The following is a 25687-nucleotide window of genomic DNA, read 5'->3' as shown; positions in this document are numbered from 1 at the left end:
TGTATTAATGAACCGTGTCTGGCATCTGGGTAAACAGCAGATTGACGGGCAGGTTACTTCCCGGCGCTGCTGTAAGCATAATTTCAACCTTTTGCTCGTAATCACCTGTGCGATACAGAACCGCTTGCTCGCCAGGAGATACCTGTCCGAGGGAATAGATTGGTACAATCGTACCATTCATCATCGCATAGCCAGAGTATTTACCGCCCCTAGGGTTAAAGGAGATCAGTGTATTTGGAGCCACGCGATCCAGCGTGATTTTGTACAAGACGCCGAAGTTGCCTGTATTGTGCGTAATATCTCCGACCATAGGATCCATTCCCTGCAAGTTAGGGTCATCCTGGTTATCTCCCAGAACGAGACGCTGGGATTCCGCACCAACGAGCTCGGAATAACGGATAATGCGTGTTGAATCCGGGTAAGTTCCGCGGTTATGCACCCCATCGCGGTCCAGGATCGGCAGTGTGCCCAGCACCTTCAATGGATCGGACTTCTCATCGATCATAACGACATCGAATTGAATCGGCTGGTCGCTGTACATATCCGAGTAAAGGGAAATAACATGTCCCTGTTTCATTCGGATCTCGCTCAGCTCTGTCATAACCAGCTTCTGTTCACCTGGAGCAAGCGTAACCGATGTTCTCTTCGATCCATCCTGCATGGATTGGAAATAGTATTGTACGGATTTTTTGCCTGCAGCCGTTGCAATCGGGGATGGCCCAGCAAATCCCAGGTAATCTTGTCTCAATGTCACAGGTGTACTGTTCTTGTTCGTTGCAATTACGTACATTTTGACATTCTTGTTCAGATTGTTCACATGGTGAATCATGAAGCGCATGTCTCCAACCGCTGTCTCACGATAAACGATACCTTCTGAATTTACCGTTTCAGGGCTGTTGCTGCGAATCAGCGTGCTGGGCTCATCGTTAAAATCATAATTGATTTTCGGACGGGACGTCACGTTGCCAAGGAACGAGAATTTCTCCCCTTCCGGAATGAAGAGCATATTAAAATCTTCTTCTGTATACAGTGTTTCATTGGTTACATAAACCGTCGATTCATAACTGGAGCTAAGTCCCTTCTTATCGGTAACGGTCAACTTAATGGTATGAACGCCGGGTGTAAAGAAGGCATAGCCCTTGTTCTCCCACTTATACGTCAGATCCTCGGTCTTGTCTTGATCATCCGAGCTCTTGTCCGTATACGTGATCAGCTCACCCATTTTATATTCCGACTTGTCAGTTTCGAACATTGCCACAGGCGGAAGATTAGGCTGAATGACCGTGATCGTTTGACTGTAAGGATCACTCCACGTTCCGGTAGAATCCTGTACAGAGTACGTGACTATGTATTGACCTGGTGCGTCGAAGATATCCTGATTGCCTTCCCAACGCTCGTTGATAATCTCGCCTTGCACATTCTCAACTTGCGGTGTGTAGGTAACTGTAGTTTCTCCTGCGAAAATCTCTTTAGGCCCTACCGTAAATTTGGCGACTGGCTTGCTAACCAAACTCATGATGACACGTTTACCTACGTTATCCACTTTATACGGGATTTCCAGCGCCTGCGTAATCGCTGTCAGTGGAACCATGAACGTGCTGTTGGTCTGATAGGAAGTCCCTTTCATATCCTTGGATACACCGTTTACGGTATACTTGCTGCTGTCTGTCTTAAAACGAAGCTCGTTAGTTCCTTTTGTGATAACCGTTTCCTTGGTCTTCTTATCGTAAGTGACCTTGAAGCCTACGCGGTCCACAAGAGCACGAATGGGAACATAGGATACTCCCTTTTTGACTTGCATGGGTTGTGGTGCATTGTAGGTGACGCCGTCTTGAATCATTTTTGTGCTGTTAAAAAAAAGAATAAGTTCTTTTCCGCTTGCGACTTGCTGGCTATTGCTGTTGTTCTGGTTGCCCTGCACTTCCGTTGCCGTGGCTGGGTCTTTAACTTCACCGGTTTCCTCAGTGACAGGCACGTCCGTTGTTCCTGAGTTATTCGTCTCTTGAGCCCCTTCTGTCTCTGTTGTTTCAGGTGTCTCTTGAGTCGTATCGTTGGCCCCGGATTTCACTGCGTTAGATGCCGCGGTGTTTTGCTCATACACTTCTTGGGTGACTGGTGGCTGTGTCTTGTCTGCGGCATTTGCATCCGCGCTCGCCGGATAAGCTGCAGCTAATTGGGCAACAGCCAGTACGGTAAGCAATGATCGTTTCTTCAGTTTCATTCCATAACTCCTTCTAATCCTTTTTTGATATTTAATGAGGTCATACTATTAGACGTAAATTTTGGTAAAAAAGTTTCTCTGATCCGTTAATAATATTTAAGATGATGTAGAACTGTGTCACAAACTTAGTAAAAAACCCGTAACACCAATGTGACCGTTACGGGAGAGACTGAACCTATCAGGTCGCAGCCAAATGCTCTTGCCAATTCGTTGCCATTATGACCTTTTTCCCACTCGGTTCATATTGCCATAGATGGACGCCCGTATCGCCAGTAGGAATGAATATCTCGGAATGATAGGGAAGATTCAAGAAACTTCGAAATAACATCGAGATCATGCCACCATGGGAAACAATACAGACTCTTTGTAACTCAGGCTTGCTATCCATTGTCGTAAACAGCTTGGATATGAAGTGTTCCGCCCTTGCTCTGAACTGTACTTCAGATTCTCCGCCCTCAATGGCATCATGCCGCTTTCTTCCCCCGGCCGGTATCGGATACTTCATTAATGCTTCATCTCTCAACATCCCAGCGATGACGCCATTATTCTGCTCCATGAGATCATTGTCATAGGTTACAGGCACTTGCGTCAATTCAGCAATAGCTGCCGCGGTTTGCTTGGCCCGAATCAAGGTGCTGCAAAAAATCGCATCCAAGGCGTAATTACGCTGAATCCACTCGGCCAGAAGCTGTGCTTGCTGCAACCCGAGATCGGTAAGAGAAAAGTCAGCCCGTCCTTCACACCGATTTAAAATATCCGCTTCCGATTGTCCGTGTCGTACAACCATAATCTCAACCATGTGTAAGCCTCCGTTTAACATCCGCACTCAGGTTTGTTGTTTCTTGCCAACGGCAATCCAGCGCCCATCCACATCCTCAAACACAAACTCATGGTTGTTATAATCCGTCGTGGACAATGGTCTGACAATCTTCACATCCAGGTTCATTAAATCTTCCTGAATTTCGTACTGATTACAAGTAATAAAATACGCATCATATCCGTAGCCATAACGAATCCGATTCGGCACGACTTCAATCTCCGACTTGGTTAACACGATCTCTATGGAATCCTGATAGAGACACACATGCGGTTCTCCTGAATCCAGATAGGCAACCGCACGAAACCCAATCCGCTCATAGAACTCGATTGTTTTTTGAAAATCAGCGGTCGGAAAGATTTGCAAGCAGTGCGTAAAACCTCTATCCATGATCCTATCTCCTGTCTTGTTATCAATTATTTGTCTTTCTCGTTTTCTCGCTTAAAATTCCCGGTCACTTAGCCATGATCAGTTGGACATCTTTAATGTTTGCTTCTTTTCATCTATCCATGTTTTTTGCTGTAGTACCAAACAGATGAAGGATACCTAAGTAGAATGGGTACAAGGCCAATGCAGCCATGGCAATAAGTCCTGTCACAGGGTTAGGTTGATCTGCTGGTTCGGTGATCGGCAGCCATGAAACGAGAATACTGACCAGTATCACGAAATAGGGAAACCACAGGATAAGCGAAAAATAACTTGCTTTACGGCCATCCAGCCAATGCCTGATCAGCTTCGGAAACGCAATGCTGGATACGGTGATGCCAGCCACGCAGAAGGCCAGGATTAGCTTGTTCACATGACTTAACTCCCAACCTGTTACTCGACTGATTCGGTAAACATTGGCCATCAGTTCAAGGACTGCGAAAGGGAACATTGCATACAAAAAACTCGAAACATTTAATCGAATGAAGAATCTCATGTACCCATCTCCCGGCAATCCTAAGAATTGAAGAATTTATCCTCAGTGGAAAATGATTTATTTCCCTAACTCCTTAATTAGATATAAATTCAGATCATCATCAGCGCATACCATTTCGCCGGGAACAACAGGCACAAGGTTGTACATAATGCCGTTTCCGTCGGGAATGTAACCGCGCCGGGCATAGATTCTTTGTGCTGGACCATAGTCCTTGTACAAGCCCACACCAATTCCGATACGCGGCAGCTTTTTACTCACGATGGTTTCGAATTGTTCAATGATCCTGTTCGCTACACCGTTCCTTCGGTACTCAGGAAATACGTTCAGATCATTGATCTCCGGAATGTTCTGATCTCGAAAGTACGGATAGTCCGATTCATATTTCAAGTGGGCAACTCCGGCCAATTTGTCATTAACAAAAGCTAACATGGTGACACGAATACCAATCTGGTTTTCAAATTCACACAGATTATAATACTCTTCCGAACGGTGTATATTTTGCTGCTGGAATCCTTCTTTCCAGGTGCATTTAAGCTCCGTGCTATCTAATACTTTCAATATAATTTCCATACGATGTACCTCACTGATATGTATTTTATGGGAGGAGGCTTCCTTGTCCTCCGGATAACTCCAATACTCGGTTTACAAAATCTGATTTTCCTACCATATAGCCCTCGCGATCATGCCGGAAGACGGTGGACAACTCTTTCTTCAAAATGGCGTATTCCACAACCCATTCTGGATGATGAAGGAGTGCATCCCGAAAAACAATATGCCTATGCAATTCACGGCTTTCTTGATCGCAGACATATACATGTTGAGCAAGTTTCAATTCAAGCCCATCGCTGTAGGGGACATAATCATCCTTTCTCCCAAAAGCCTCTCGGCCCTCGACGCCTAAATTCCCCTGATGATAATAACCTAGGGTTTCGAGTTTCGCTATAACTGTAGGAAGCGATTTCATAGAATCGATCACTACATCGATATCCAGAACAGGTTTTGCAGCCAGCCCCGGGATGGAGGTGCTCCCTACATGCTCGATTCTCAATACATCGTTACCAAGCGTATGCTCAAGTATGGTTTTGATCTCAAGAAACTTTTTTGGCCATTCCGGATTGTACTCTTCGATGATTACGGGTTTTGGACTCATATGTACGAGATGCCTCCAGTAATTGTGTAATGTGTAACGAACAGGTCTATGATGATTTACCTGTAAGACCGTATTTCAGCCTCAATCGCTTCCGCATCTTGATGCTCTAGCCCATGCAAAGCCTCTTGCAAATGCCGTTAACCTCTATTTTAATAGTTTTCCTGATGTTGGTAAATCATTAAGAAACAATATTTATAATTTTGTCACCATTTCTCTGACAGTATAAAGCGCGGTTCCATATAAAAAGCGGCCAAGACACTCGTCTTAGACGCCATTTCCTCCTGTACCATACCAGATCCTATACCGCGTTCCACGTATACTGCAACAATGGCCCGTCTAGCCCCTATTTTCTTGCCGATATCAATAGAAACATGGGGCGATGGCATTCCTCTTCCCATTCCGGATGGGACATGATCTGTTCATCGGACGGCCCCCAGTCTTCTACATGGGTAATCGTGAAACCCAGCCCTATCATCATATTCAAGTAGGTTCCCATCGTCCGGTGCTGCTTAACAACGCCATCGGCTAACCAGTTCGTCGTACGCATCCCCTCATATTGGTAGTTATCAACAGGCCATGTGTTGTATCCATTTGGATGCTGGATCCATTCAGGACGGATCGATGCGGTGTATATCGGATGCTCAACAGAGCACACCAAGCTTGCCCCAGGTTTGAGTGATGAGTACACTTCCCCCATCAGACCCGACAAGTTCTTAATATAATGAAAAGCCAGGGAGCTGTAGACCAAGTCATACGACTCCGGCTCTAATTCCAGGACCTCCATATCGGCTCGAATATAAGTAATATGAGAATCCTGCGTTTCGGCCCTTCCCCGCGTCAGCATGTTCTCGGATACATCGACCCCTAACACCTTAGTGGCACCGTGTAGTCTGGCCCAGCGGCTGAACCATCCGAACCCGCAGCCTAAATCCAGCACATGAGCTCCGGTTAGATCCGGCAGCATGGATCGCAGGCTCGACCATTCAGGAGCACCATCCAGTCCGTGGACAGATCGGCTAAGTTGACTATACCCTTTAAAGAATTCATCATTATCATATATGTTTTGAGTCATAAACATGAAGCTCTCCCTTCTTAGTTATACCTGATCTAAACTTAGCTTCTTTAGGCTGACAACTCAAGTTCATGTTTAATTCTGAATGAATCAGGATCGCGCGAAAGAAGACATAAAGCGACATCTGATGAATCCGCGTGGGTATCATCAAATGTCGCTTTAATTCTAGAGTTTCATTTTCTCACTCCGAATAATTCTACGGATGGATGGCTCCGTTAAATAATATCGCGCGGATAGGGCTTGAATGGAATCACCCTTCAGATAGCTCTCCAGAATCATCTGATTCCGGTTATTCAGAGCCTTCTTGATCCCGGTTTGTTCCCCCCATGCCTTCCGATTCTCCGACTTTCTGGGGATATAGATATAACTGCCGTCAATATATTGTTGAATCATTTCGACTAGGTGTTCGGGCAAAATAAACTGTGCTTTTTCATATCTCATTCTCACTGCTCCTATCTACATAGAATCGTGTAAATAGCGAGCAAAGCACTCACATGAAATATAAGCCGCTATGGGTATAGAAATAGGCTCCGAACAAATCTTTGTTCGCTTATCTCCGTGCTGCTTTGCTCGGAGCCTGATTTAACGGTTTGAACGGTTGTGCTTCTACTATGAGCCATGCATTTCACCTCGCTGAAAAGAATGGGATCGTTCATTATTATTTTCTATTCTAACAAATTCAATTTCCTTCGTGCCAGGTTCAAATAACAACATGGTAGAAAATTGGCAAACATGCCCGTTTGAACCCAGTTGAAAGGTCACGGACGTTTTAATGTTAAACACGGCAATATAAAGTTCAAACTGAAGGTCGCTAACGTGTGTGAGGGGGAACTGCATGGAATTGAAGGTTGCCCGAAGCTCTCCCTCATCCAGCTCAACAACCATTTTGCCGTATCCCGGGTGTTCATAGGTTCCCGTAAAATGCAGTAATGAGAGCGTTAATGAAATGACGGGTGCTTTCACGTCCGGAAGTGTCTCACCCTCTGCTGTCGGCTTAATTTCCACCTCGGATGCTTTCATTTTTTCCAGCGCTTGCGCACTCCAATCCTCTACCTCTCCACCCAGCATACGGTCAAAAATATGATTGGCAATCAGCACGGGAAGGGGGGTGCCATTGAGATTCGATAAAACAACGATACCTATTTGCTCCGCCGGAATAAAGGCGACATGAGCAGTGAACCCATCAATATTACCTCCATGATATACCATGCGTGAACCGCGATATGGCTCGATTGCCCAGCCAAGACCGTAACTCGCCATATTCGTCTGGTTCTGATTGATCTCCGTCATGTCACATACCATGTGGGGCGAATGTATAGCTTGCAGCATTTCTTTTGACACGATGTGCTGGTCATCATAGATCCCATGATTCATCTGAAACTTTACCCAGTGTGCCAAGTCCTTTATGTTGGAATTAATTGAACCCGCCGGACCAATGGTATCGATGTTGCGGAATGGTATTGGTTTAGCTTGTTCTTCGAGAAGTATGTAAGGCATTGCAAAATCATGCTGAAGCTGCGTCTGATCCACCGAGAACTGACTTGAGGTCATACCAAGCGGTGTAAATATCCGGTTCTGCACAACCTCTTCCCAAGAAGAATCACTTACATATTCCACAAGATATCCTGCCACCATGTACATTATATTCTGATACTGCCACTTCGCCCTGAAATCCTCATTCGGCTCCAGATATTGCAGACGATGTATGATCTCTTCTCTCGTCAGGGCGGAATTGTACCACATCAGATCATGTCTGGGTAAACCGGAACGATGGCACAACATGTCCCTGATGGTGATTCTCTCCGTTGCAAAAGCATCAAACATTTTGAAGGTAGGGAAATACTCCTTTACAGGCTTGTCCAAATCCAGTTTCCCTTCATCCGCCAGGATTCCAGCAGCGAGCGCAGTAAAGGCTTTCGTGGATGAACCGATGGCAAAGATGGTCTCACTTGTCACAGGAAGTCCCTGATCGATATTTCGATGACCATAACCCTCCATCATGAGGATCTCATGATTCTTCACAACCGCAACAGATAATCCGGGAACCTTCCACGCCTTCATCTGCTCTTCGATATAGGTATGGATCCCGTTCAATGATTCCATACCGGTTAATAACTCACTCATATCATCGGCCCCCTCCTTCACGCTTCGTTCATTCGATCACAATGATTTTGTGCAACTTGTAATCTTGGACATTCGACGTGCCCACACGGGATACCTTGTAGTACGGTTACAAGTAACCACTATTCTCTGACGCTTATCTATTTAAGAAGAGAGGGATCAAGAAGAGTTTGGGATGTACGAACCCGGGCCTCGTCCCCTATACGCGAGTCAGGATCGATATGTGGAAAACTTGAAACAAGTATAGTTGTATACGTGACAAAAAAGAAGCCTAAGGATCTATATCCTCAGGCTACGATCAACAACACGATCCATTTGTTTTACACGCTGATTAAATATCTTTACCTAAATAGATCACTGTCAGGTTATGATTCATAACCTTTTCCTTAAACTTGGTATAACCTAATCTTTCGTAAAATGCGAGATTTTTCGTGCTTTTGTGACCTGTGAACAGCTCTGCCCGGTTAACATCACTATAATGGTTCTCAACAGCGTTCATGTAAGCATCGTGCTGTAGGTCAAGTATTGCAGGTAAATCCCCGATTTCTGCTTTGCCGATGGCGATCATTTTCCATGAGCTCCTCTCCATATAGGTCCTTTTTATGGCTGCACAGCCTCTAGCAGCTTCTCATTCAACACACGGAAGGCTTCTTGAATGGCTTCCCTCGGCGTCTTGCCGTATCGTTCCCCTATATGAACCTCAGATTGGCAATGATCTTCACTTGCCTCTTTAAGATAACTGATAAATCCGATGCCGGTCGTATTGTAAATATCCATCAGGATCGGTTCAAGCTGATTCTTGCCCAGTTGAAAGTACACATGAAACATGTTGGATACCGGAACTATAGGCTTAGTGACAATGGCATGACACTGATTAAACATCGCCGCCAGCTCTTTGGCCTCTTCATAATAACGGCCCATCTTCTCTATTCTCTGTTTATAATAGTACTCCGAGCTGATGATATACGGGTACAGACTGACCAAATCACCGCCATGACGTCGCTTCCATACTTTGGACTTAGCCAGGAAATCATTGTCGCCAGCCAGAATGGCTCCGGCAATCCCTCCGATGCCCTTGTAGAACGACACATATACACTATCAAAAAGCGAGCAGATCTCTGCAGCGGTTTTCTGATAATAAGGCGTAATTTCAAACAATCTTGCCCCATCCAGATGCAGCTTTATGCCTTGAGATCGACAATAGGCCGAAATGGCCTCAAGCTCCGCGTAATCGGGCAGCTGCCCTCCGATTTCACGCTGCGGCAGTTCAAGCAGCAAACATGCAATGTCGCTATTCAGATTCTGAACATCTTCGAGTGTGATCAAACGATCCTCGCCAGCAAGGAGAATTGTCTCAATCTGATGCAGCTCCTTAAGCCCATCCTCTTCGTGAATCTCCAAATGGCACAGCGGGTGATACGCTACCCGTTTCAGTTCGGCTTCATCACACCATATCCGCAGGGCAATCTGCTGCGCCATCGTTCCGCTTGGAAAAAACACGGCCGATTCCTTCCCTAATTCGTCTGCCATAAACTTCTGAAAATCTTCAATAACGGCACCATTGCCGTACATATCTCCCGCCTGAGACCCGTCCACAGGCTGAAATGCCTCCAATAACACCTCGACATTCCTGCGGCTATGCCCAATCAATGGATATGTAGTCTCATTATAAGCTTCGCCAAGAGATTTATGTTGCTCGTTCATAAGGTCAGTCACTCCTTCTGTTCAATTGAATGGATATGGCCGTGCCGGATGATGAAATCGCCTGCCCCTTAAGCATACTAGATAACGAAACAAGTGAGAATCAAATTAATTTCAATTGAATAATTCCCGGAAAAACTTGACAACTCCCAATTAAAGAAATAACATTATATATGAACATATGCTCATATTTAAATCATGCTTGTATTACAACCATTTAATCAAAATGTTAACATCATTCATTTGGAAGGGGAGTTTTGGATTATGCATCAACATAACCATCAACACGGACATGATCATAGCCATCATGATCATGCCCGGTCAGGGAATAAGAAAGGACTTCGCATTGCCTTGATCATCACGGTTGGCATCATGATTCTGGAGTTTGTCGGAGGATTGCTGACCAACAGTCTGGCTCTGTTATCGGATTCGGGCCATATGTTAAGTGATGCCAGTGCTTTATTGCTCAGTTTGGTAGCTCTATGGTTTGCCACAAAGCCTTCATCACCGAATAAAACCTATGGATTTTACCGTTTTGAAATCTTGGCGGCTCTTTTAAATGGTGTCGCATTGTTTGTCATTGCCGGATTTATCGTGTGGGAGGCGATCCAGCGTTTCAATGACCCTCCGACTGTTGCCAGCGGGAGCATGATGCTGATCGCCGTTATCGGATTGCTAGCGAACCTTCTCAGTGCCTGGTTCTTAATGCGAACGGGTGATGTGAAGAACAATGTAAATCTCCGCAGTGCTTACCTTCACGTCATTGGGGATGCGCTTGGCTCTGTGGGTGCTATTGTCGCCGGGATTGTCATGATTGCTTTCGGCTGGTATATTGCCGATCCCATAATTTCCATCCTGGTATCGATATTAATACTCAAAAGTGCCTGGAGAATCATACAGAATACGGTTCATATTCTAATGGAAGGGGTACCGGCATCCGTAGACCCTGAGGCCGTAACGAAGTCATTGTTATCCATTACAGGGGTTACAGGTATCCACGATCTTCATATTTGGACGATTACGTCCAATTTCGACTCCTTGAGCTGCCACGTTGTTATCGCAGATGACATAGATAGCTTTGATGTTTTACAGCAAGCCATCGACCTTCTGGACACCCAGTTTCACATCGAACATGCCACGATTCAGATTGAGAATACCGCTATCGTTCATAAGAAGAATAAAGTCTGAGCCCTTCCCTGCGGCAGCCCTGTAGTTCGTTAAAAGGGGAAAATCTGCTGCTCATGTTTACACTTTTTACAAGTTCGGTGGACCTCCATAATGAAAGTATCAAGACATTCCGCATGGATGAAGCGAATTTATGAATGTCTTGCAGGGAGGTCACATGAACCACGATATATATACGCTGGAGAAGTTACATGAGTACCAACAGACAAGATTGGATGAACTTGATCGTCAGGGAAGATTCGTTATTTATGACGAGACAGGAATAAGCAAATCCCAACGCGCCGCCAAAAATGTCCGTCTTCTCGATAAGCTTTATGGCTTCTTTCGAAAACGCAGATCACGAAGAAGCCATCATAAATCTTTATAAATCAAAAAGAGCAAGCGAGGATGTTCTCGCTTGCTCTTTTTGTTGGCGGATCACACCCGCCAAATTTGCTTAAAATCGAGCCAACCCAGATTATTAATGACGACACCCTTATATGATGAATGTAACTGCGCTTGAAACTTGGAATGAATCAAGAATGAGACTTGTGCCTCCTCCCGAAGCCTTTCCTCGATGTTGGCCAAGAGATTCAGCCTTTCCTTGCACTCCTCCCTGGCAAGCGCATCATCAATGCATTCTTTCACCCAGTCGTGCAGCGACGGATCCATGAATTCCTTGACAACGCTGTCCTCCTGTTCGTAATTTTCGATCAAGCATACTTCTTCACCAGGCAGAACAAGACCTTGCAGGATACAATCCATATTACTCATCACTTCTGGTTTGTGAATGGTGTCCATCTTCTCTTCGCAGATGATCAATAGAATGCCAATGGCAGCGCATTGATTCTGAACCCATTCCGCATCTTTCATATGATGAGCGAGAGAACCCATTCGAATGGGGGAACCGTCATAACCTGACTGCTGCAGCAGTTGTTTAGCCAAATCCGGATCGAATCGATCTTTGTGGTAAGGCGCTCCATCGTCTATCAGAAAACCTCTGGCCGGATACAGTCTGTACTCCCCTAATTCACGTACCATTCCGGACCGATTGAGAATCAGGCTGAAAGCACGTCGAAATTCGATGGATTGATATGGCCCCGGCTTCCTCATGTTCCACGTAATCAAGGTGGTACAGCCGTTCAGAGATTCAACGGTGTCCATGCCACTCATCTCTTCCGTAGGATCGCTTGGATCCGAATCCTGCAGCAACCGCTCCCACCTGACATCAGAGTGCTCTGCATCTTCCGGCATGAAGATGATTTGGACGCTGTCCAAGTGCGGCCGCCCCTGATAATAATAGGGACTCGCCCGAATAGACAATCGATCCTCCGTCCATTCCTCTACCTGAAAAGGTCCCGTCCCCACAGGAAGCTTCCAGTATTGCTCCTCATTGAAACGGAGCAAATGCTGCGGCACAATCGACATGCACGTGGCAGAGAGATACCGTATAAAGATCCGATTCGGTTTATTGAGGATAAATCGAACTTCGCGAGGAGAGACCACTTCAACGTTTTTCAGTTCGCGTAAGATCCAGCGGTTTCTTTTTCGTCCCAAGCGTTCCATCGTAAATTTCACATCATCTGCGGTTAATTCTTTGCCGTCATGAAACAGAATCCCTTTCCGAAGATGGAAGGTCCAGACCGTTGCGTCATTGTTGTTCTCCCAGTGATGTGCAATCGCCGGAAGATACTGATCCGTAGCGTTCTCATAGATCACCAATCGGTCGAATATCTGCTGGATCATATGAGCCGGAAAGCTGTAGTAGCATTCTGCGGGATCCAGCGTATCAATTAACCGGTAGACGGGAAGCCGCAAGGAATCCCTTGCTTCCTCTCCCTCCTTCTCCTCCTTGCAGAACCCGAAATGCCCATTCATCCATTCCACATAAGACTCATGCGTGCGGATTTCCTCACCGTAGTTGCGCATCAGCTCAAAGGCTTGTTTATATTCTCCTTTTTCCGTGAGCTGTTGTGCCGCTTCCTGCAGCAGCGCTTCCTTATCCGCCTGAAAAGTCAGCATGGAACGTATCCCTCTTCCACGACCTGCCTTCCAGATGATCCATTCCTTCTCTTCCAGCTTGCGCAGAACCAGCTTGGCGTTTCGAGCTGAACAATACAGCGTGTTGGCAATCTGTTCAAGTGTTACTTCCGTAGCCATGCTGGCTGGAGCGTTAACAGCAAGCTTTTGGTGCAGCATAAAATATTGTTCGTGCAGCATTGCAATCCGCTCCCTCCTGGTAAATTCTATACGTTTTATTTTACTCGGAGATCGATGGGAGCGCGAGTGCCTTTTCGGTAGAAATCAATTATAGTCAAACATGACAAAAACGAGTTCAATGAATATTTGCATGGGACAATCTTCCTACACGTTATAAAGGACCTCCTCAAAACGTAGAGCATTATTTTCCACGACCGGCCTTTTTGTTGTTTTAAGCCAGAACGAATAAATTTCCTTAATCATGCAAGACTACCTGTATCTAGAGCAACATCATAAGGTGGTTATCCGCATGATACGATTTAGAAATCGAAAAAAACCGCAAAAAAATCCGAATCTGACCACTCGCAGAACGCCTGGTACACCAGAGAAACTGACGGGCTGCTTAGAGTCTGATTTAATGATCGTACGCTCCTGCTTAGGAGACAGTGACGACATCGAAATTCGCCATCTGCATATTTTCAATGAATTTCAAGGCGTTATCATCTACTACACAACCTTGGTCGACACCCTATCCATATATCGTGATATTCATAAACCACTGATGTATAAGCCTCGTCATCTGGAGGACAAGTCTATTCATTTGGATAATCTGATGGACACCCTGATGAATGAGACCTTGTACATTAGCGAAACGGCACGGGTATCTGATGGAGCTGACATTCTGGATGCCATTACAGAAGGCAGCACCGTGCTGCTCATCGATGGCATTCCCGGCGGCCTTGTGCTCGACACTAGGCAAATTGAGAAACGAGGTATCGAGCAGCCCCAAACCGAACATTCCATTCGAGGTCCGAAGGACGGGTTTATCGAGGTATTGGATTCCAACATCTCCCTGCTGCGTGCTCGTATCAAAGTGGGCGATTTTCGAATAAAAATTGTTCGCATTGGAAAAAGAACGAAAACCCGAGTCGCCTTATGTTACATCGAGAGCATTGCCAATCCCAAACTATTGAAGGAAGCGGAGAAACGACTTTCCAAGATTGACATCGATGGCATCCTGGATTCCGGCTATATTGAGCAGTTCATAGAAGATCATCCCTACTCCCCATTCCCTCAGGTTCAAAACACAGAACGACCGGATAAGGCCACTGCCTCCATCCTCGAAGGAAGAGTTATCATTATGGTCGATGGGTCCCCTTTCTCCCTTATCATTCCGGCGGTGTTCAACCAATTCTATCAAGTGACGGATGATTATTCGGAACGGTTCATCATGGGGAGCCTGGTTCGATTTATCCGGCTTCTGGCGATCGTCTTCTCCCTTATATTTCCTGCCCTGTACGTCTCCATTATCTCCTTCAATCCGGAGATGATTCCGACAGACTTCGCCGTGGCCGTGGCCGGTGGGCGGGCCGGTGTCCCCTTCCCTGCCGTTGTGGAAGTATTACTCATCGAGGTGTCTATGGAAGTGCTGCGGGAAGCGACGCTTCGATTACCGCAGCAGATCGGCGGTGCATTGTCCATTGTCGGCGTGCTTGTTGTTGGCGAGGCCGCCGTAGGGGCAGGCTTTGCCAGTCCGATCACGGTTGTTGTCATCGCGCTGACCACGATCGGTTCTTTTGCTACACCAGCCTACAATGCTGCCATCTCGATCCGAATGCTCCGATTCCCTTTGCTGATCGCCGGTGGGATGTTCGGGCTTTATGGCCTCATGATCGGTCTGATCATCATCATGAATCACCTGCTGTTCCTTGACTCGTTTGGCGTTCCATATATGAACCCGGTAACTCCGGTAAGCAAACAAGGGCTGAAGGATTCCTTGATTCGAGGACCGCTCTGGAGTTTCAAGAAGCGGCCCAGCCATCTGCATACCCTGGATGATGATCGATTAGGCTACGAAGGAGTGCCGAAAGCTGAACCTGTTCTTCAATCCAACAAGCAAGGAGAATAAGTCATGCAAGCTTCCTCACATATCACGGAGCGGCAGGTCGGTGCAGTGGTCATTAGTGCCATTATTGGTGTGGGCATACTTGCCCTGCCGCGAATAGCCGCAGAAGAAGCCAACACGGGGGCTCCTCTTGTCACACTGCTTGGAATCGGAATCGCGTTTATCGGTTTGCTCCTGCTCACGCTGCTGGGCATTCGCTTCCCTCGTGAGAGTATTTTCGAATATGGACAGAGAATTATAGGGCGCCCCTTGGCTTATGTGTTTAATACATGTCTGGCCGTCTTCTTCATCTTGCTGACCGCTCTGGCGGTGCGCGAATTCGGAGAAGTCATTACATCAGCCGTCCTCCGGCGGACTCCAACAGAAGTCACCATTATCACCATGATGATATTAGTCGTAATGGCTACAAGACAGAAGCTGTTGAAATTCACATACTTCCATGTCTTCTATCTCCCGTTCATATTAGTCCCGGGGCTTGCCATCGTCCTGGTGTCCTTGCAAAATGCTGAACTTCTGAATCTTCAGCCGATTATCGGGAACATTCCTGCACGATACGGAAAAGGGGCATTAACGATTGCCGCCTTGTTCCAGCCGGCTTTTATCGTTACACTGCTGATCCCGGCTATGCAAACGCCAAAAAAAGCAATCAAATCCTTTCTGGGCGGCATTTTCATATCAGGTACGCTGTATATGCTGATTGTCTGCGCCGCTGTAGCTGTATTCGGACCGCATGAGATCAATCATCTCATGTGGCCGACTCTGGAACTCGCGCGGGCCACCACCATTCCGGGTGACACCTTGGAGCGCCTCGATGCTATTTTTATCATCGTATGGGTGGTCTCGGTCTTTACCTCACTCGCAGCAAGCTACTATATATCGATTAATGGTGCCCAGAAGGTATTCGGAAGTCAGGATCATCGTTTCATTAGCCATTTCTTTCTCCCTTTCGTCTTTATTCTGGCGATGATCCCCAAAAGCGTGTTTTCCTTGTACGTGTTTGTGGAGATTGTGGGAATAATCGGACTGGCGCTGACCATAGGCTATCCCTTCATATTACTGATCGTGGCTTTATTGAGGAAAGTTAGAGGTGAACCGCATGGGAATTCTAGCGAAGTGCAAGAGACAGATTAGCCTTATGCTTCTGGTTTTATTAGTGCTCTCACTGACAGGCTGCTGGGATCGAATTGAAATCGAGGACCGGGCCTTGATTCTGGGGATTGGCATTGATGAGGCTGAGGAAGGGGCAAGCAGTACAGAAGATTTAACTACCCATTCCAGGGAAGAAGCAGCGCCACTGGACAATCGCATGATTCGATTAACGGCGCAGATTGCCGTACCCGGCCGTATTCCGTTAGGTCCTGGCGGTAATGGAGGCTCGGCCGAGGGCAAGGAAGAACCGGTCTGGGTGGTTAGTGTCGTGGGACATACCATTAATGATGCCATGAATAATCTGCAGCAGGAAATTGCGGATCCCCGGTCATTGATTCATCTTCGAGTCATTGTTGTCAATGAGAACGTTGCACGTAGAGGCATGGACGATCTGAATGATTATTTGCGCCGTAATCAGGAGGTTCGCCGATCCACATGGCTGCTGATAACCGATAACAAAGCGGCGGATTTAATGGGAGTTGCTCCGCCATTAGAGCGGGTACCTACCTTATATTTATTGGCCATGCTTGAGAAGGCTGCCGACATGGGGAAGTTCCCGAAGAATTCCCTCTCCAACTATTGGAATAGTGAATCGAAGCTGGGGCAGAACGCCTACCTGCCCTACGTATCGATTCGTCAAAAAGAAAACATTCTGATTAAAGGCTTGGCCTATTTTAATTCCAATAAGCTGGTCGGTACGACCACACCCATCGAAATCGGTGCTTACATGGCGGCTAAGGGATTTAATCCCGGGGGTTATACCGCAATGTACAATGTTCCGGGTATTGGATTTGTTACGATCCGTGCTACAGAGCGCCAGTCCAGCATCAAAGTCGACATACGGAATGGTAAACCTCATGCAACGATAAACGTCCGAATCCAGGCTGAATTGGCCGAGAAATACAGTCCCAAGCCAGGGATGGACGATCAGGAAGAGTTGAACATGGCTGAGAGGGGATTTAACCGGTTTGTCAAAGAAATGATCACGAGTTTACTTGAGAAAACTCAAAAAGATAAATCGGATATTATAGGTTTCGGTGAGATCGTAAGAGCAAACAACCGGGATTACTGGCACAAACACATTCGTGACAAAAATGACTGGGCCCTGTTGTACTCCAACATGACGTACACTATTCATGTGAGCTCCGATATAAGAAGAGTCGGCATGAAGGTAGATTAGGGGGGAATTGATATGGTTTCTGTGTTTAACTCTGCAGCTTATGCAAGCGTGATGCTCCTTGGATCGGGTCTAATGATGCTGACGGTCGACCGGAAAAATTATAAAGCAAGAAATATGAAAAAGGAGTACCGCTATTCCATCATTTTAGGAGTACTACTGATCGTGCTGTCCGTCCTTGCCATCTGGAGTTACTTTACGATATTTCATACTTGACCGATGGTATGTAGATGGAAAGACCCCGCGCTGCCGCTTCCGGCAAAGCGGGGTCTTCGTGTATCCAAGCTGATGCAAACCGCTTGGTTCATGCGTGTTGATTCATGAATTCTGCTTCATGAATGCCACGACTTCTTCAAGCCGCATCTGAACCTCCGTATTCTCGTGCATATCCTTCAATCGCACCTGTCCCGCAGCCGCTTCCTCTTCGCCGATCAGAATGACATACGGGATGCCATCGGAAGAGGCCTTCGACAGCGTCTTTTTCAATTTCCGTCCGTTATGAGCGAATTCGGTACGTAATCCTTGGTTTCTGAGGACTGCAGCTGCTCGAAGCCCTTCCGGAATGGCATCTCCTATCGGAATAACAATCACCTCCGGCTTGCTCGTTCCCATTGGGCGGTTGCGGATCATTTCCATGATGGATTCCATTCCGAACGACAGCCCAACCGTCGGATAGGCAATATCATCCCTTCCGACGAGGTGTGCGATAATGGCATCATATCGTCCCCCTCCGCCCAGGCTTGAACGGTAGCTGCCCGAGACATCAAAGATTTCATATACGGTACCCGTATAGAAAGACAATCCGCGTGAAAGAAATGGATCGAACACACAATCCTGCTCAAGCCCTACTCGCTGCAGCATGTCTTGCAGCATCTGGACTTCACGTGCACCGGGGTTGTCGCCTACGCGGTATCTCCCGACAATCTGTTCGAAGGACGGCTCTTTAAGATCAACAAACTCAAGGATGTGATCGCAAACCTCAGGAGCCAGCACCTTGCTCACCAGCTCTTGCCGAACTCCTTCCCTGCCAATCTTCTCGATCTTGTCGAGCGTTAGCATTACCGTTGATTTCATCTCTGCGGGAACGCCCATCGATTCAAGTACCTCCCCCAAAAATCGGCGGTTATTCCATCGGAGGAGAACCGGAATCTCCAATCTCCGAAACGCTTCAACTGCGAGCTGCATCAGCTCGACCTCCGCTTCCGGACCCGGAATCCCCACCACATCGACATCGCATTGCAGAAATTCCCGCAATCTTCCCCGCTTAACGGGTCCATCCCGAAAGACCTTCCCCATCTCAAACCGTTTAAACGGCAGCTCGATACCGGGGTTAAAGGCAATCACCTTGGCAAATGGAATCGTCAAATCGTATCGTAGACCCAGGTCTCGCTTTCCCTGATCGGTCAGCTGATACATCTCCTTCTGAATTTCTTCTCCGCCTGCATACTTCGAAGATAACAGTTCCCGCTCATTCAGGATGGTGGATTCCATCTCCTCATAATCATAGCTCTCAAACACGTCGCGCAGTGTGGACTGCACCTTTCGCCGAACGGCCTGCTCCTTGCCAAAATAGTCGTATGTCCCTTTTACGTTCTGCACCTTAGATCATCCTTTCTTCTTCTGAAAATAAAAAACGCGCCGGACCTCTTGGTCCCGCGCGCCTTATTATGCGGCAGGGAGGCCAACGCGAACAGCGTCAGCCCACCCTGATTGGTTACAGGTGTGCTAACGCTGCTTGTGATGATGAAGTTGATTCCATTGGATGTTCATCATGATATAATCCCCTTCACTCCATAAATGATTAAAGGGAATTATACCTTAATCCATTCCTGTATTCAAGCAATACCCAAAGTTAAATAGCGCGCGTCCAATGACGATGCGCAGCGATTGCCTCCATGAAGGCTTGTCCGAACGGTTTAAGCTCCTCATTCTCCTGAGCAATCACGATACCTTCTCCATTTGCGGATGGCAGCAGATTAGCCCCTTCCGCAATAGCGCCGATTGGCTTGAAATGCTGGTAGGCTTCCTTGATAAAATCGAGAGTCTTCGGCTCAGTCAGGAGCTCCGACACGCTTAAGGCGCCCCCTGCGACAAGCACCGCGTCAAACAAGACCGAATCAGCCCCGAGGAGGGAATGCTGAACCTCCAGCTCCCCGCTGGTTTTACCCTTAATGGTCCCCAGCTTCGGACTAACCACTTCGGCGATGATGCCCGCTTGCTGCAGCTGGGATAACACAAACGGCAACTCGTCTGTGAATCCGTTACCTGCAAGCACAGCCACCTTACGCGTTAAGGGCAGCTTTACCGTATTCATCATGCTCAGCGCAGGCGAAGACTCACTGGAAGCCGAACCGCTGGTTTGGGGAGGAATCGTTCCGATGCCTTCCGAAATGCGGGTTGCGAGATCACTGTCGACATGAGCAAACAGATCAACGACCTGCTGGCGGATTTCCTTCCGCTGCACCTTACCAAGCTCGAATTGGAAAGCGGATACGATATGCATTTTCTCCACATCCGACATACTGTTCCAGAACATCGCCGCCTGGCTGAAGTGATCCTTGAAGCTATCGCTGCGGGCCTGGACCTTGCGTCCCTCAACCTTCTCCGTATAGTGCTCGTAGCCGCCTTTCTCAGGCGGAACCGGCTTCGGCGTATTGCCGGCGATGCCGTTCTTGTGATAGCTGACCGGTCCCTTATTGATGGTCATGCGGTGCATACCATCCCGCTGGTTGTTGTGAACCGGCGCAACGGAACGGTTGATCGGAATTTCATGAAAATTCGGTCCGCCCAGCCGGGATAGCTGCGTATCGGTATAAGAGAACAGACGACCTTGCAGCAGTGGATCATTCGTGAAATCAATACCGGGAACGACATGTCCCGGATGGAATGCGATTTGTTCCGTTTCGGCAAAGAAATTATCCGTATTGCGATTCAGTGTCATTTTGCCAATGATTTTTACCGGAATGATCTCTTCAGGCCATACCTTCGTCGGATCGAGGATATCAAAGTTAAAATCGAACTCGGCCTCCTCCGGGATCATTTGCACGCCAAACTCATATTCCGGATAATTCCCGGACTCGATGGCATCCCACAGATCACGGCGATTAAAGTCGGGGTCCTTCCCTGCCAGCTTCTGCGTTTCGTCCCATACGAGGGAATGTGTGCCGAGTACCGGTTTCCAGTGGAATTTCACGAAATGCGCTTTTCCCTCCTCATTCACGAAACGGAAGGTATGCACGCCAAAGCCCTCCATCATCCGAAAGCTTCGCGGGAGCGAGCGGTCGGACATTGCCCACATAATCATGTGCGCACTTTCTGTGTTGTGAACAACAAAATCCCAGAAGGTATCATGAGCGGACTGGGCCTGCGGAATCTCGTTATGAGGCTCCGGCTTTACCGCATGAATGAAATCGGGGAACTTCATCGCATCTTGGATAAAGAATACCGGCATGTTGTTGCCCACCAGATCATAATTTCCTTCTTCCGTGTAAAATTTGGTCGCAAAACCGCGTACATCCCTGACCGTGTCAGCTGAGCCTCTGGAACCTGCAACCGTGGAGAAACGGACGAATACCGGTGTGACCACGGAAGGATCCTGAAGGAACTTGGCTTTTGTATAGTCTTTCATCGATTCATATACCTGAAAATAACCATGTGCCCCGAAACCGCGGGCATGCACGATTCGCTCCGGAATTCGTTCATGATCAAAATGCGTCATTTTTTCCCTGAAGTGAAAGTCCTCCATCAATGTCGGACCGCGTTCACCAACTTTAAGCGAATGTTCATCCTCTGAGACGTTAAGTCCCTGATTGGTTGTCAAGTTCTTGCCGTCATTGTCTACCGTGAATTGCTCCAGCTGTTGGTCCTTGCTTGTCTTGTTCTGGTTGTTAGCATTCGGATTGGAATTTGAATTGTCCATTTGTCGGAACCTCCTGGTATGTAGTAGATGAGCATCTGACGAGTGCAGCGATTGGCAACAGATCCGCTCGTGAACCCGAGATTTAATTACCCTGCAAAATGGAATGCGAATCCAGTTTCATCATTCCTTCATAAAATGCTCATGGAATGAACGCCAGCGGTTCCAGCCCCACCGGTATTAACCAAAAAAGCAGCCCACTCCGAAGAGCTGGACTGCTTATAACCTGAGCCGCATGCCTTCCGGCATGAGTAGTTCATACCTCCGATGCTGGCAGCCCATCTCCTTTTTTATATGCGATTTGCACATAACACGAGATTGGAGCATGTTTTGTGACACCATACAGAAGAAAAAATGATCTCAATCCACCCGTCCGGCTCAGCCGACTCTGCTGCCCTGTCACTTGATGGCAGATGCATTGATTCTGTGTATCTCTTATACCTTCACACGATCCGCTATCTGAATCAGACGCCTGATGCCTTCTTCCAGCTGGATCTCACTGATATACGAATAACTGAGCCTGATCCACGAGTCCATCCTATCCAGAGGATCACAAATACGCCCGGGAACAAAGGCTATCGACTCAGCAAGACATTGCCGCAATAACTCATCCACGTTGACGTTGTTCGGGAGCTCTATCCACAGATTCAAGCCTCCTCCCGGGCTGGTCCATCGCCAATCCGTAGCCGCCAGCAGCTTCTCCATTCTGGCTTTACGAAGCTCCAGCGCAATTCGAAGCTTAGCCACATGCTCCTGAAGTCTGCTGGAGAAGAAATAATGCTGGAATATCTTCTGGGTCAGCAGCGGCGTTCCATTGTCCGAAAGTGCCTTGATCGGAATAATGGCATTCATCAGCTCCGGACGCGCAGCCAGCACCGATATTCGCAAGCCGGGAGCCACATATTTGCTGAAGCTTCGAATGTGAATGACATACCCTTCGGTATCGTAATAAAAAAAGGGCAGCGGCGGCGGAGCTCCGAAATAGATGTCGTGATATACCTCATCCTCCACCAGAATGCATTGATATCGTTCCGCCAATTCAACGAGCGCCTTGCGCTGCGTCACGGGAACCGTATATCCCGTTGGATTCTGAAACGTAGGGTTCATATAGAACAGCTTCGGCTGCTCTGTGCGCATAAGAAATTCAATCTGTTCGAGATCATATCCTTGCGGCGTAATCTCGATGGGAAGCAGCTTCACATTCTGCTGCACAAACAAATCAATCGCCGAACTGTATGTCGGCCGTTCAATCAATACGCGATCTCCGTCTTTCACCAAGGAACGTGAAATCAAGTCAATTGCCTGTTGAGAGCCCGTTGTGATCAGCAGTTCTTCCGGATGTACCGTTATGCCTTGTTTCTCCATAAAATACCGGGCCAATTCCTCCCGCAGCTCTATATCTCCGGACACCGAGGAATAAGTGCTCAGCACCTTCGGGTACATATCAAACACTTGTTTGACATGATTGGACAGGTAGGCATTCGGCAGCAAACCAGGATCAATCAGGGCTTCGGACATTTGGTACTCCACTTGCTGCCTGTGAATGTCCGATAACCGGCTGCGATGGACATACAGCGATCTGGCCTGATAATCCCATGATCGGCTGTCCCGATGCGATGCTGGCGATGCATCGGCGGCTGCCGTTTCCGATGCCGATACGAAATATCCCGATTTGTATTTTACATGAACAGCCCCATCTTCCAGCAGCTGCTGATAAGCCTTCAGCACCGTCAATCGATGAACGTTCATTCTCTCGGCCATCACTCGCACGGAGGGCAGCTTATCCAGCTCCTTCCACTCGCCTTGGCTTATGCCATCCACGATGGCGTCATAGACAGACTGCTGCAGCTTCCGCTTTTCCTGTTTAGCCTCCGGCGTTGTAAATTCCATAGGTGTTTCCCCCCGATCTATACCCTTCCGCATCTGTTCTATCTTCTGGCGATCTGGTCTACTAACTACTCATTATAGTATAGAAAAAGGAGGATGCTACATGATTATTTTCAACTACTTGCTAATGTGCGCTATTTTCAGCACAACATTTCTCGCCATCAAGGTTGGCGTTGAAGCCGGACTGCCGCCCTTTTTCTCGGCGGGGCTTCGATTCCTTCTGGCAGGCGCACTCATCTTCCTGTGGATGATATCACGGCGTAAAGTGAAGCTGAACCTGCTCCTGCGCAAGGAGTTCATTCTGATTGGAATGACCAGCACGTTTATGACATTTGCAACACTGTACTGGGCTGAGCAGCATATTACTTCAGGAATCGCTGCCATTCTGTCGGCAACAGGTCCAATGATGATTCTGATAATCCAATCGGTTGTGATGAGGAAAAAAGCCCGGCGCAGCGATTATTGGGGATGCGCCGTCGGTTTTGCGGGGGTCTGCGTGCTCATCATGCCAAATCTGGTGCTGGGGAGCAATATGATTTGGCTTCTGAGCTGTATCGTCATTCTAATCGGGGAGATCGGATACAGCGTAGGCTCCCTTGCTACCCGCAAACTGTCATTTGACATGCCCGATATCTCGCCGATCACGATCAATGCGGTCCAGATGATGTATGGCGGAGCTGCGTTATTGCTGCTGTCGGTATTCAGTGAACAAGTTCGGTTGCATGATATTCTGACCCTGCCTGCTATAGGCTCTGTATTGTATTTGATGATCATCGGCTCGATGCTGGGCCATAGCCTGTATGCCTGGCTGCTGAAAGCAACGAATGCGTTTTTCCCTTCCACCTGGCTGTTTGTTTCTCCGATTATAGCGCTGGGACTGGGTGTGCTCCTGTATGCTGAGGGCATTTCACTCTATTCAATCCTTGGCAGTCTGTTGATTATTGGCGGGATCGTCGTCATCAATCTTCCCGAACTTCGAGCACGCATGAGCGCAAGACGCTTGGCATCAAACACGCTTTAGAAATAGCATTTGGAGCATAAAATTAAAACAGCTGCACCTCGTAACCTTCGTTACGAACGCAGCTGTTTATGCTTTAACATCACAGATTATGATTCAATTCTTAGTCCACTTTCGCACGATAAGCTTCAGCAGTCAGCAGCTTCCCGAGGGCTTCCTCCAGCTCACCTTCCACCTCAACCTCAATAATCCATCCGCCTTCGTACGGCTCTCCGTTTACAAGCTCCGGCTGGTCTTCCAGTGAATGATTCACTTTGGTAATGGTTCCGGATACAGGGGAATACAGCTCTGATACGGTTTTAACCGATTCAATTGTACCAATGCTATCGCCTGCGGAAACCGCAGCACCTGCCTCAGGCAGCTCAACGAATACGATATCGCCCAGCTGGCATTGCGCATGATCGGAAATGCCGACGCGCACCACGTTTCCTTCTACCTTCAATGCCCATTCATGATCGTCGCTGTACACCAAATTCTCTCTGATTTCACTCATTTACGGATACTCCTCTTTTCTTAAAGAAATGAAATTAAGGTGAATAAATGAAAAAAAAGAACACAAAAAAGGCATTCGCCTTCTCTCTGTCCTCGGTACCTGAGAGTTTGTGATCGACCACGTGTCGCCTTGGTCTTATCTTTCCCCTTGGGTGGCTTGCGCACTCTCCAGAGCTGCGTCAGATGGCGGTACCTTTACCTGAGAGATTACTCGTCAGCCCGGCAGGCACAACGGTTTGCTCCTTCGGTGCCGCCCGGCAGTAGTACCCTTTCCGGCGGTCTCTCCCATCCATCGTCATCCGCATATTCGATTGGCTTATTCTCCCACAGAATAAAACAGGGACGAGGCGATGTCAAGATATCTAACAAAAATTTTAGCATTGAAAATATTTAAGTGAAATAAAGGTTGACACTTTATGGAGAAAGACGTTTATAATAATCACAAGAACATAGGAAGATCATTACAACTCAATATATTTTCACGCGGATGATGGTAGCGGGAGAGATTACCAACAGGATTGACAGGTAACGCCGAAGGAGTAAGCCGTAACACGGTGAATCTCTCAGGCAAAAGGACCTTTACCGGACGCACCTCTGGAGAGAATTCTAAATGCAGAATCACCCACGGGGAAACTCACACACGATTTACACAATACTAACATGACATGTGGGGTAACTCTCAGGTACAAAGGACAGAGCAGAAGGATGATTTAATGAGCGGGCTTTTTTTTCGAGCGCCTCTTGTTATCCTTCTGCCTGTCCTTTTTTGGTGTTC

22 protein-coding genes and 3 riboswitches are annotated in these 25687 nt (G+C 47.5%); of the genes, 6 read left to right on the top strand and 16 right to left on the bottom strand.

Going from position 1 to position 25687, the window contains the following annotated elements:
* Nucleotides 1-4: 4 nt before the first annotated feature.
* The 11 genes from PGL02S_RS00665 to PGL02S_RS00615 all read right to left on the bottom strand — a co-directional run bounded on the left by PGL02S_RS00665 (nucleotide 5) and on the right by PGL02S_RS00615 (nucleotide 10007).
* Nucleotides 5-2221: a stalk domain-containing protein gene (locus PGL02S_RS00665; protein ID WP_036639311.1), complete on the bottom strand. Its 2217-nt coding sequence runs from the start codon at nucleotides 2219-2221 to the stop codon at nucleotides 5-7.
* 178 nt (nucleotides 2222-2399) lie between these two features.
* On the bottom strand, nucleotides 2400-3020 hold the full coding sequence (locus PGL02S_RS00660) for a histidine phosphatase family protein (RefSeq protein ID WP_036639314.1): 621 nt from the start codon (nucleotides 3018-3020) through the stop codon (nucleotides 2400-2402).
* Between the two features lie 27 nt (nucleotides 3021-3047).
* Complete coding sequence (locus PGL02S_RS00655; RefSeq protein ID WP_006210767.1) at nucleotides 3048-3428, bottom strand: VOC family protein; 381 nt, start codon at nucleotides 3426-3428, stop codon at nucleotides 3048-3050.
* A gap of 109 nt (nucleotides 3429-3537) precedes the next feature.
* Nucleotides 3538-3837: a hypothetical protein gene (locus tag PGL02S_RS00650; protein WP_235187346.1), complete on the bottom strand. Its 300-nt coding sequence runs from the start codon at nucleotides 3835-3837 to the stop codon at nucleotides 3538-3540.
* Between the two features lie 180 nt (nucleotides 3838-4017).
* Complete coding sequence (locus PGL02S_RS00645; RefSeq protein WP_006210769.1) at nucleotides 4018-4530, bottom strand: GNAT family N-acetyltransferase; 513 nt, start codon at nucleotides 4528-4530, stop codon at nucleotides 4018-4020.
* A gap of 25 nt (nucleotides 4531-4555) precedes the next feature.
* The gene (locus PGL02S_RS00640; RefSeq protein ID WP_036639319.1) at nucleotides 4556-5110 is read right to left on the bottom strand and encodes a GrpB family protein; all 555 of its coding nucleotides are present in this window, start codon (nucleotides 5108-5110) and stop codon (nucleotides 4556-4558) included.
* A 343-nt stretch (nucleotides 5111-5453) separates the two neighbouring features.
* Entirely contained in the window at nucleotides 5454-6182 is a 729-nt protein-coding gene (locus PGL02S_RS00635) for a class I SAM-dependent methyltransferase (RefSeq protein WP_036639531.1), read from the bottom strand.
* 165 nt (nucleotides 6183-6347) lie between these two features.
* A complete protein-coding gene (locus PGL02S_RS00630) occupies nucleotides 6348-6623 on the bottom strand; it encodes a CD3324 family protein (protein ID WP_036639321.1) in 276 nt (91 codons plus the stop codon).
* A gap of 168 nt (nucleotides 6624-6791) precedes the next feature.
* Nucleotides 6792-8306 carry a serine hydrolase gene (locus PGL02S_RS00625; RefSeq protein ID WP_036639323.1) on the bottom strand — a complete coding sequence of 505 codons (1515 nt, stop codon included), beginning with the start codon at nucleotides 8304-8306 and terminating at the stop codon, nucleotides 6792-6794.
* A gap of 328 nt (nucleotides 8307-8634) precedes the next feature.
* Nucleotides 8635-8871 carry an N-acetyltransferase gene (locus PGL02S_RS00620; protein ID WP_006210774.1) on the bottom strand — a complete coding sequence of 79 codons (237 nt, stop codon included), beginning with the start codon at nucleotides 8869-8871 and terminating at the stop codon, nucleotides 8635-8637.
* Nucleotides 8872-8903: 32 nt separating this feature from the next.
* Nucleotides 8904-10007, bottom strand: coding sequence for a threonine aldolase family protein (locus PGL02S_RS00615; RefSeq protein WP_036639327.1), 1104 nt, complete (start codon nucleotides 10005-10007; stop codon nucleotides 8904-8906).
* 261 nt (nucleotides 10008-10268) lie between these two features.
* Here PGL02S_RS00615 and PGL02S_RS00610 point away from each other — a divergent pair, with 261 nt between their 5' ends.
* Nucleotides 10269-11192 carry a cation diffusion facilitator family transporter gene (locus PGL02S_RS00610; protein ID WP_006210776.1) on the top strand — a complete coding sequence of 308 codons (924 nt, stop codon included), beginning with the start codon at nucleotides 10269-10271 and terminating at the stop codon, nucleotides 11190-11192.
* Between the two features lie 414 nt (nucleotides 11193-11606).
* Here the strand turns inward: PGL02S_RS00610 and PGL02S_RS00600 are convergent, their stop codons facing one another.
* Nucleotides 11607-13388, bottom strand: coding sequence for an ABC transporter substrate-binding protein (locus PGL02S_RS00600; RefSeq protein ID WP_036639331.1), 1782 nt, complete (start codon nucleotides 13386-13388; stop codon nucleotides 11607-11609).
* Nucleotides 13389-13677: 289 nt separating this feature from the next.
* Here PGL02S_RS00600 and PGL02S_RS00595 point away from each other — a divergent pair, with 289 nt between their 5' ends.
* From PGL02S_RS00595 to PGL02S_RS00580, 4 genes are read left to right on the top strand one after another with little or no spacing between them, the layout of a single operon-like run.
* Entirely contained in the window at nucleotides 13678-15276 is a 1599-nt protein-coding gene (locus tag PGL02S_RS00595; RefSeq protein WP_376167126.1) for a spore germination protein, read from the top strand.
* Nucleotides 15277-15279: 3 nt separating this feature from the next.
* Nucleotides 15280-16404 carry a GerAB/ArcD/ProY family transporter gene (locus PGL02S_RS00590; protein ID WP_036639335.1) on the top strand — a complete coding sequence of 375 codons (1125 nt, stop codon included), beginning with the start codon at nucleotides 15280-15282 and terminating at the stop codon, nucleotides 16402-16404.
* A 4-nt stretch (nucleotides 16405-16408) separates the two neighbouring features.
* The gene (locus PGL02S_RS00585; RefSeq protein ID WP_086936518.1) at nucleotides 16409-17602 is read left to right on the top strand and encodes a Ger(x)C family spore germination protein; all 1194 of its coding nucleotides are present in this window, start codon (nucleotides 16409-16411) and stop codon (nucleotides 17600-17602) included.
* Nucleotides 17603-17614: 12 nt separating this feature from the next.
* A complete protein-coding gene (locus tag PGL02S_RS00580) occupies nucleotides 17615-17815 on the top strand; it encodes a CLC_0170 family protein (RefSeq protein WP_006210782.1) in 201 nt (66 codons plus the stop codon).
* A 102-nt stretch (nucleotides 17816-17917) separates the two neighbouring features.
* Here the strand turns inward: PGL02S_RS00580 and PGL02S_RS00575 are convergent, their stop codons facing one another.
* The 3 genes from PGL02S_RS00575 to PGL02S_RS00565 form a co-directional block, all read right to left on the bottom strand.
* On the bottom strand, nucleotides 17918-19198 hold the full coding sequence (locus tag PGL02S_RS00575; RefSeq protein WP_036639339.1) for a histidine--tRNA ligase: 1281 nt from the start codon (nucleotides 19196-19198) through the stop codon (nucleotides 17918-17920).
* Between the two features lie 253 nt (nucleotides 19199-19451).
* On the bottom strand, nucleotides 19452-21518 hold the full coding sequence (locus tag PGL02S_RS00570; protein ID WP_036639341.1) for a catalase: 2067 nt from the start codon (nucleotides 21516-21518) through the stop codon (nucleotides 19452-19454).
* A 432-nt stretch (nucleotides 21519-21950) separates the two neighbouring features.
* Nucleotides 21951-23405 carry an aminotransferase-like domain-containing protein gene (locus PGL02S_RS00565; protein WP_036639343.1) on the bottom strand — a complete coding sequence of 485 codons (1455 nt, stop codon included), beginning with the start codon at nucleotides 23403-23405 and terminating at the stop codon, nucleotides 21951-21953.
* 100 nt (nucleotides 23406-23505) lie between these two features.
* Between PGL02S_RS00565 and PGL02S_RS00560 the strand changes: the two genes are divergently transcribed.
* Nucleotides 23506-24423 carry a DMT family transporter gene (locus PGL02S_RS00560; RefSeq protein WP_036639345.1) on the top strand — a complete coding sequence of 306 codons (918 nt, stop codon included), beginning with the start codon at nucleotides 23506-23508 and terminating at the stop codon, nucleotides 24421-24423.
* Nucleotides 24424-24523: 100 nt separating this feature from the next.
* On the opposite strand, the gene gcvH is transcribed toward PGL02S_RS00560, so the two are convergent.
* Nucleotides 24524-24913, bottom strand: coding sequence for a glycine cleavage system protein GcvH (gcvH, locus tag PGL02S_RS00555; RefSeq protein ID WP_036639348.1), 390 nt, complete (start codon nucleotides 24911-24913; stop codon nucleotides 24524-24526).
* Between the two features lie 176 nt (nucleotides 24914-25089).
* A riboswitch (glycine riboswitch) is annotated at nucleotides 25090-25211 on the bottom strand.
* A gap of 188 nt (nucleotides 25212-25399) precedes the next feature.
* Nucleotides 25400-25501: riboswitch (glycine riboswitch) on the top strand.
* Nucleotides 25502-25504: 3 nt separating this feature from the next.
* A riboswitch (glycine riboswitch) is annotated at nucleotides 25505-25610 on the top strand.
* Nucleotides 25611-25687 lie beyond the last annotated feature (77 nt).

The organism is Paenibacillus glucanolyticus NBRC 15330, from assembly GCF_004000885.1.
GTDB lineage: Bacteria > Bacillota > Bacilli > Paenibacillales > Paenibacillaceae > Paenibacillus_AQ > Paenibacillus_AQ glucanolyticus.
Note: the sequence above shows the minus strand (reverse complement) of the source record. Positions and strands in the feature narration are given on the sequence as shown.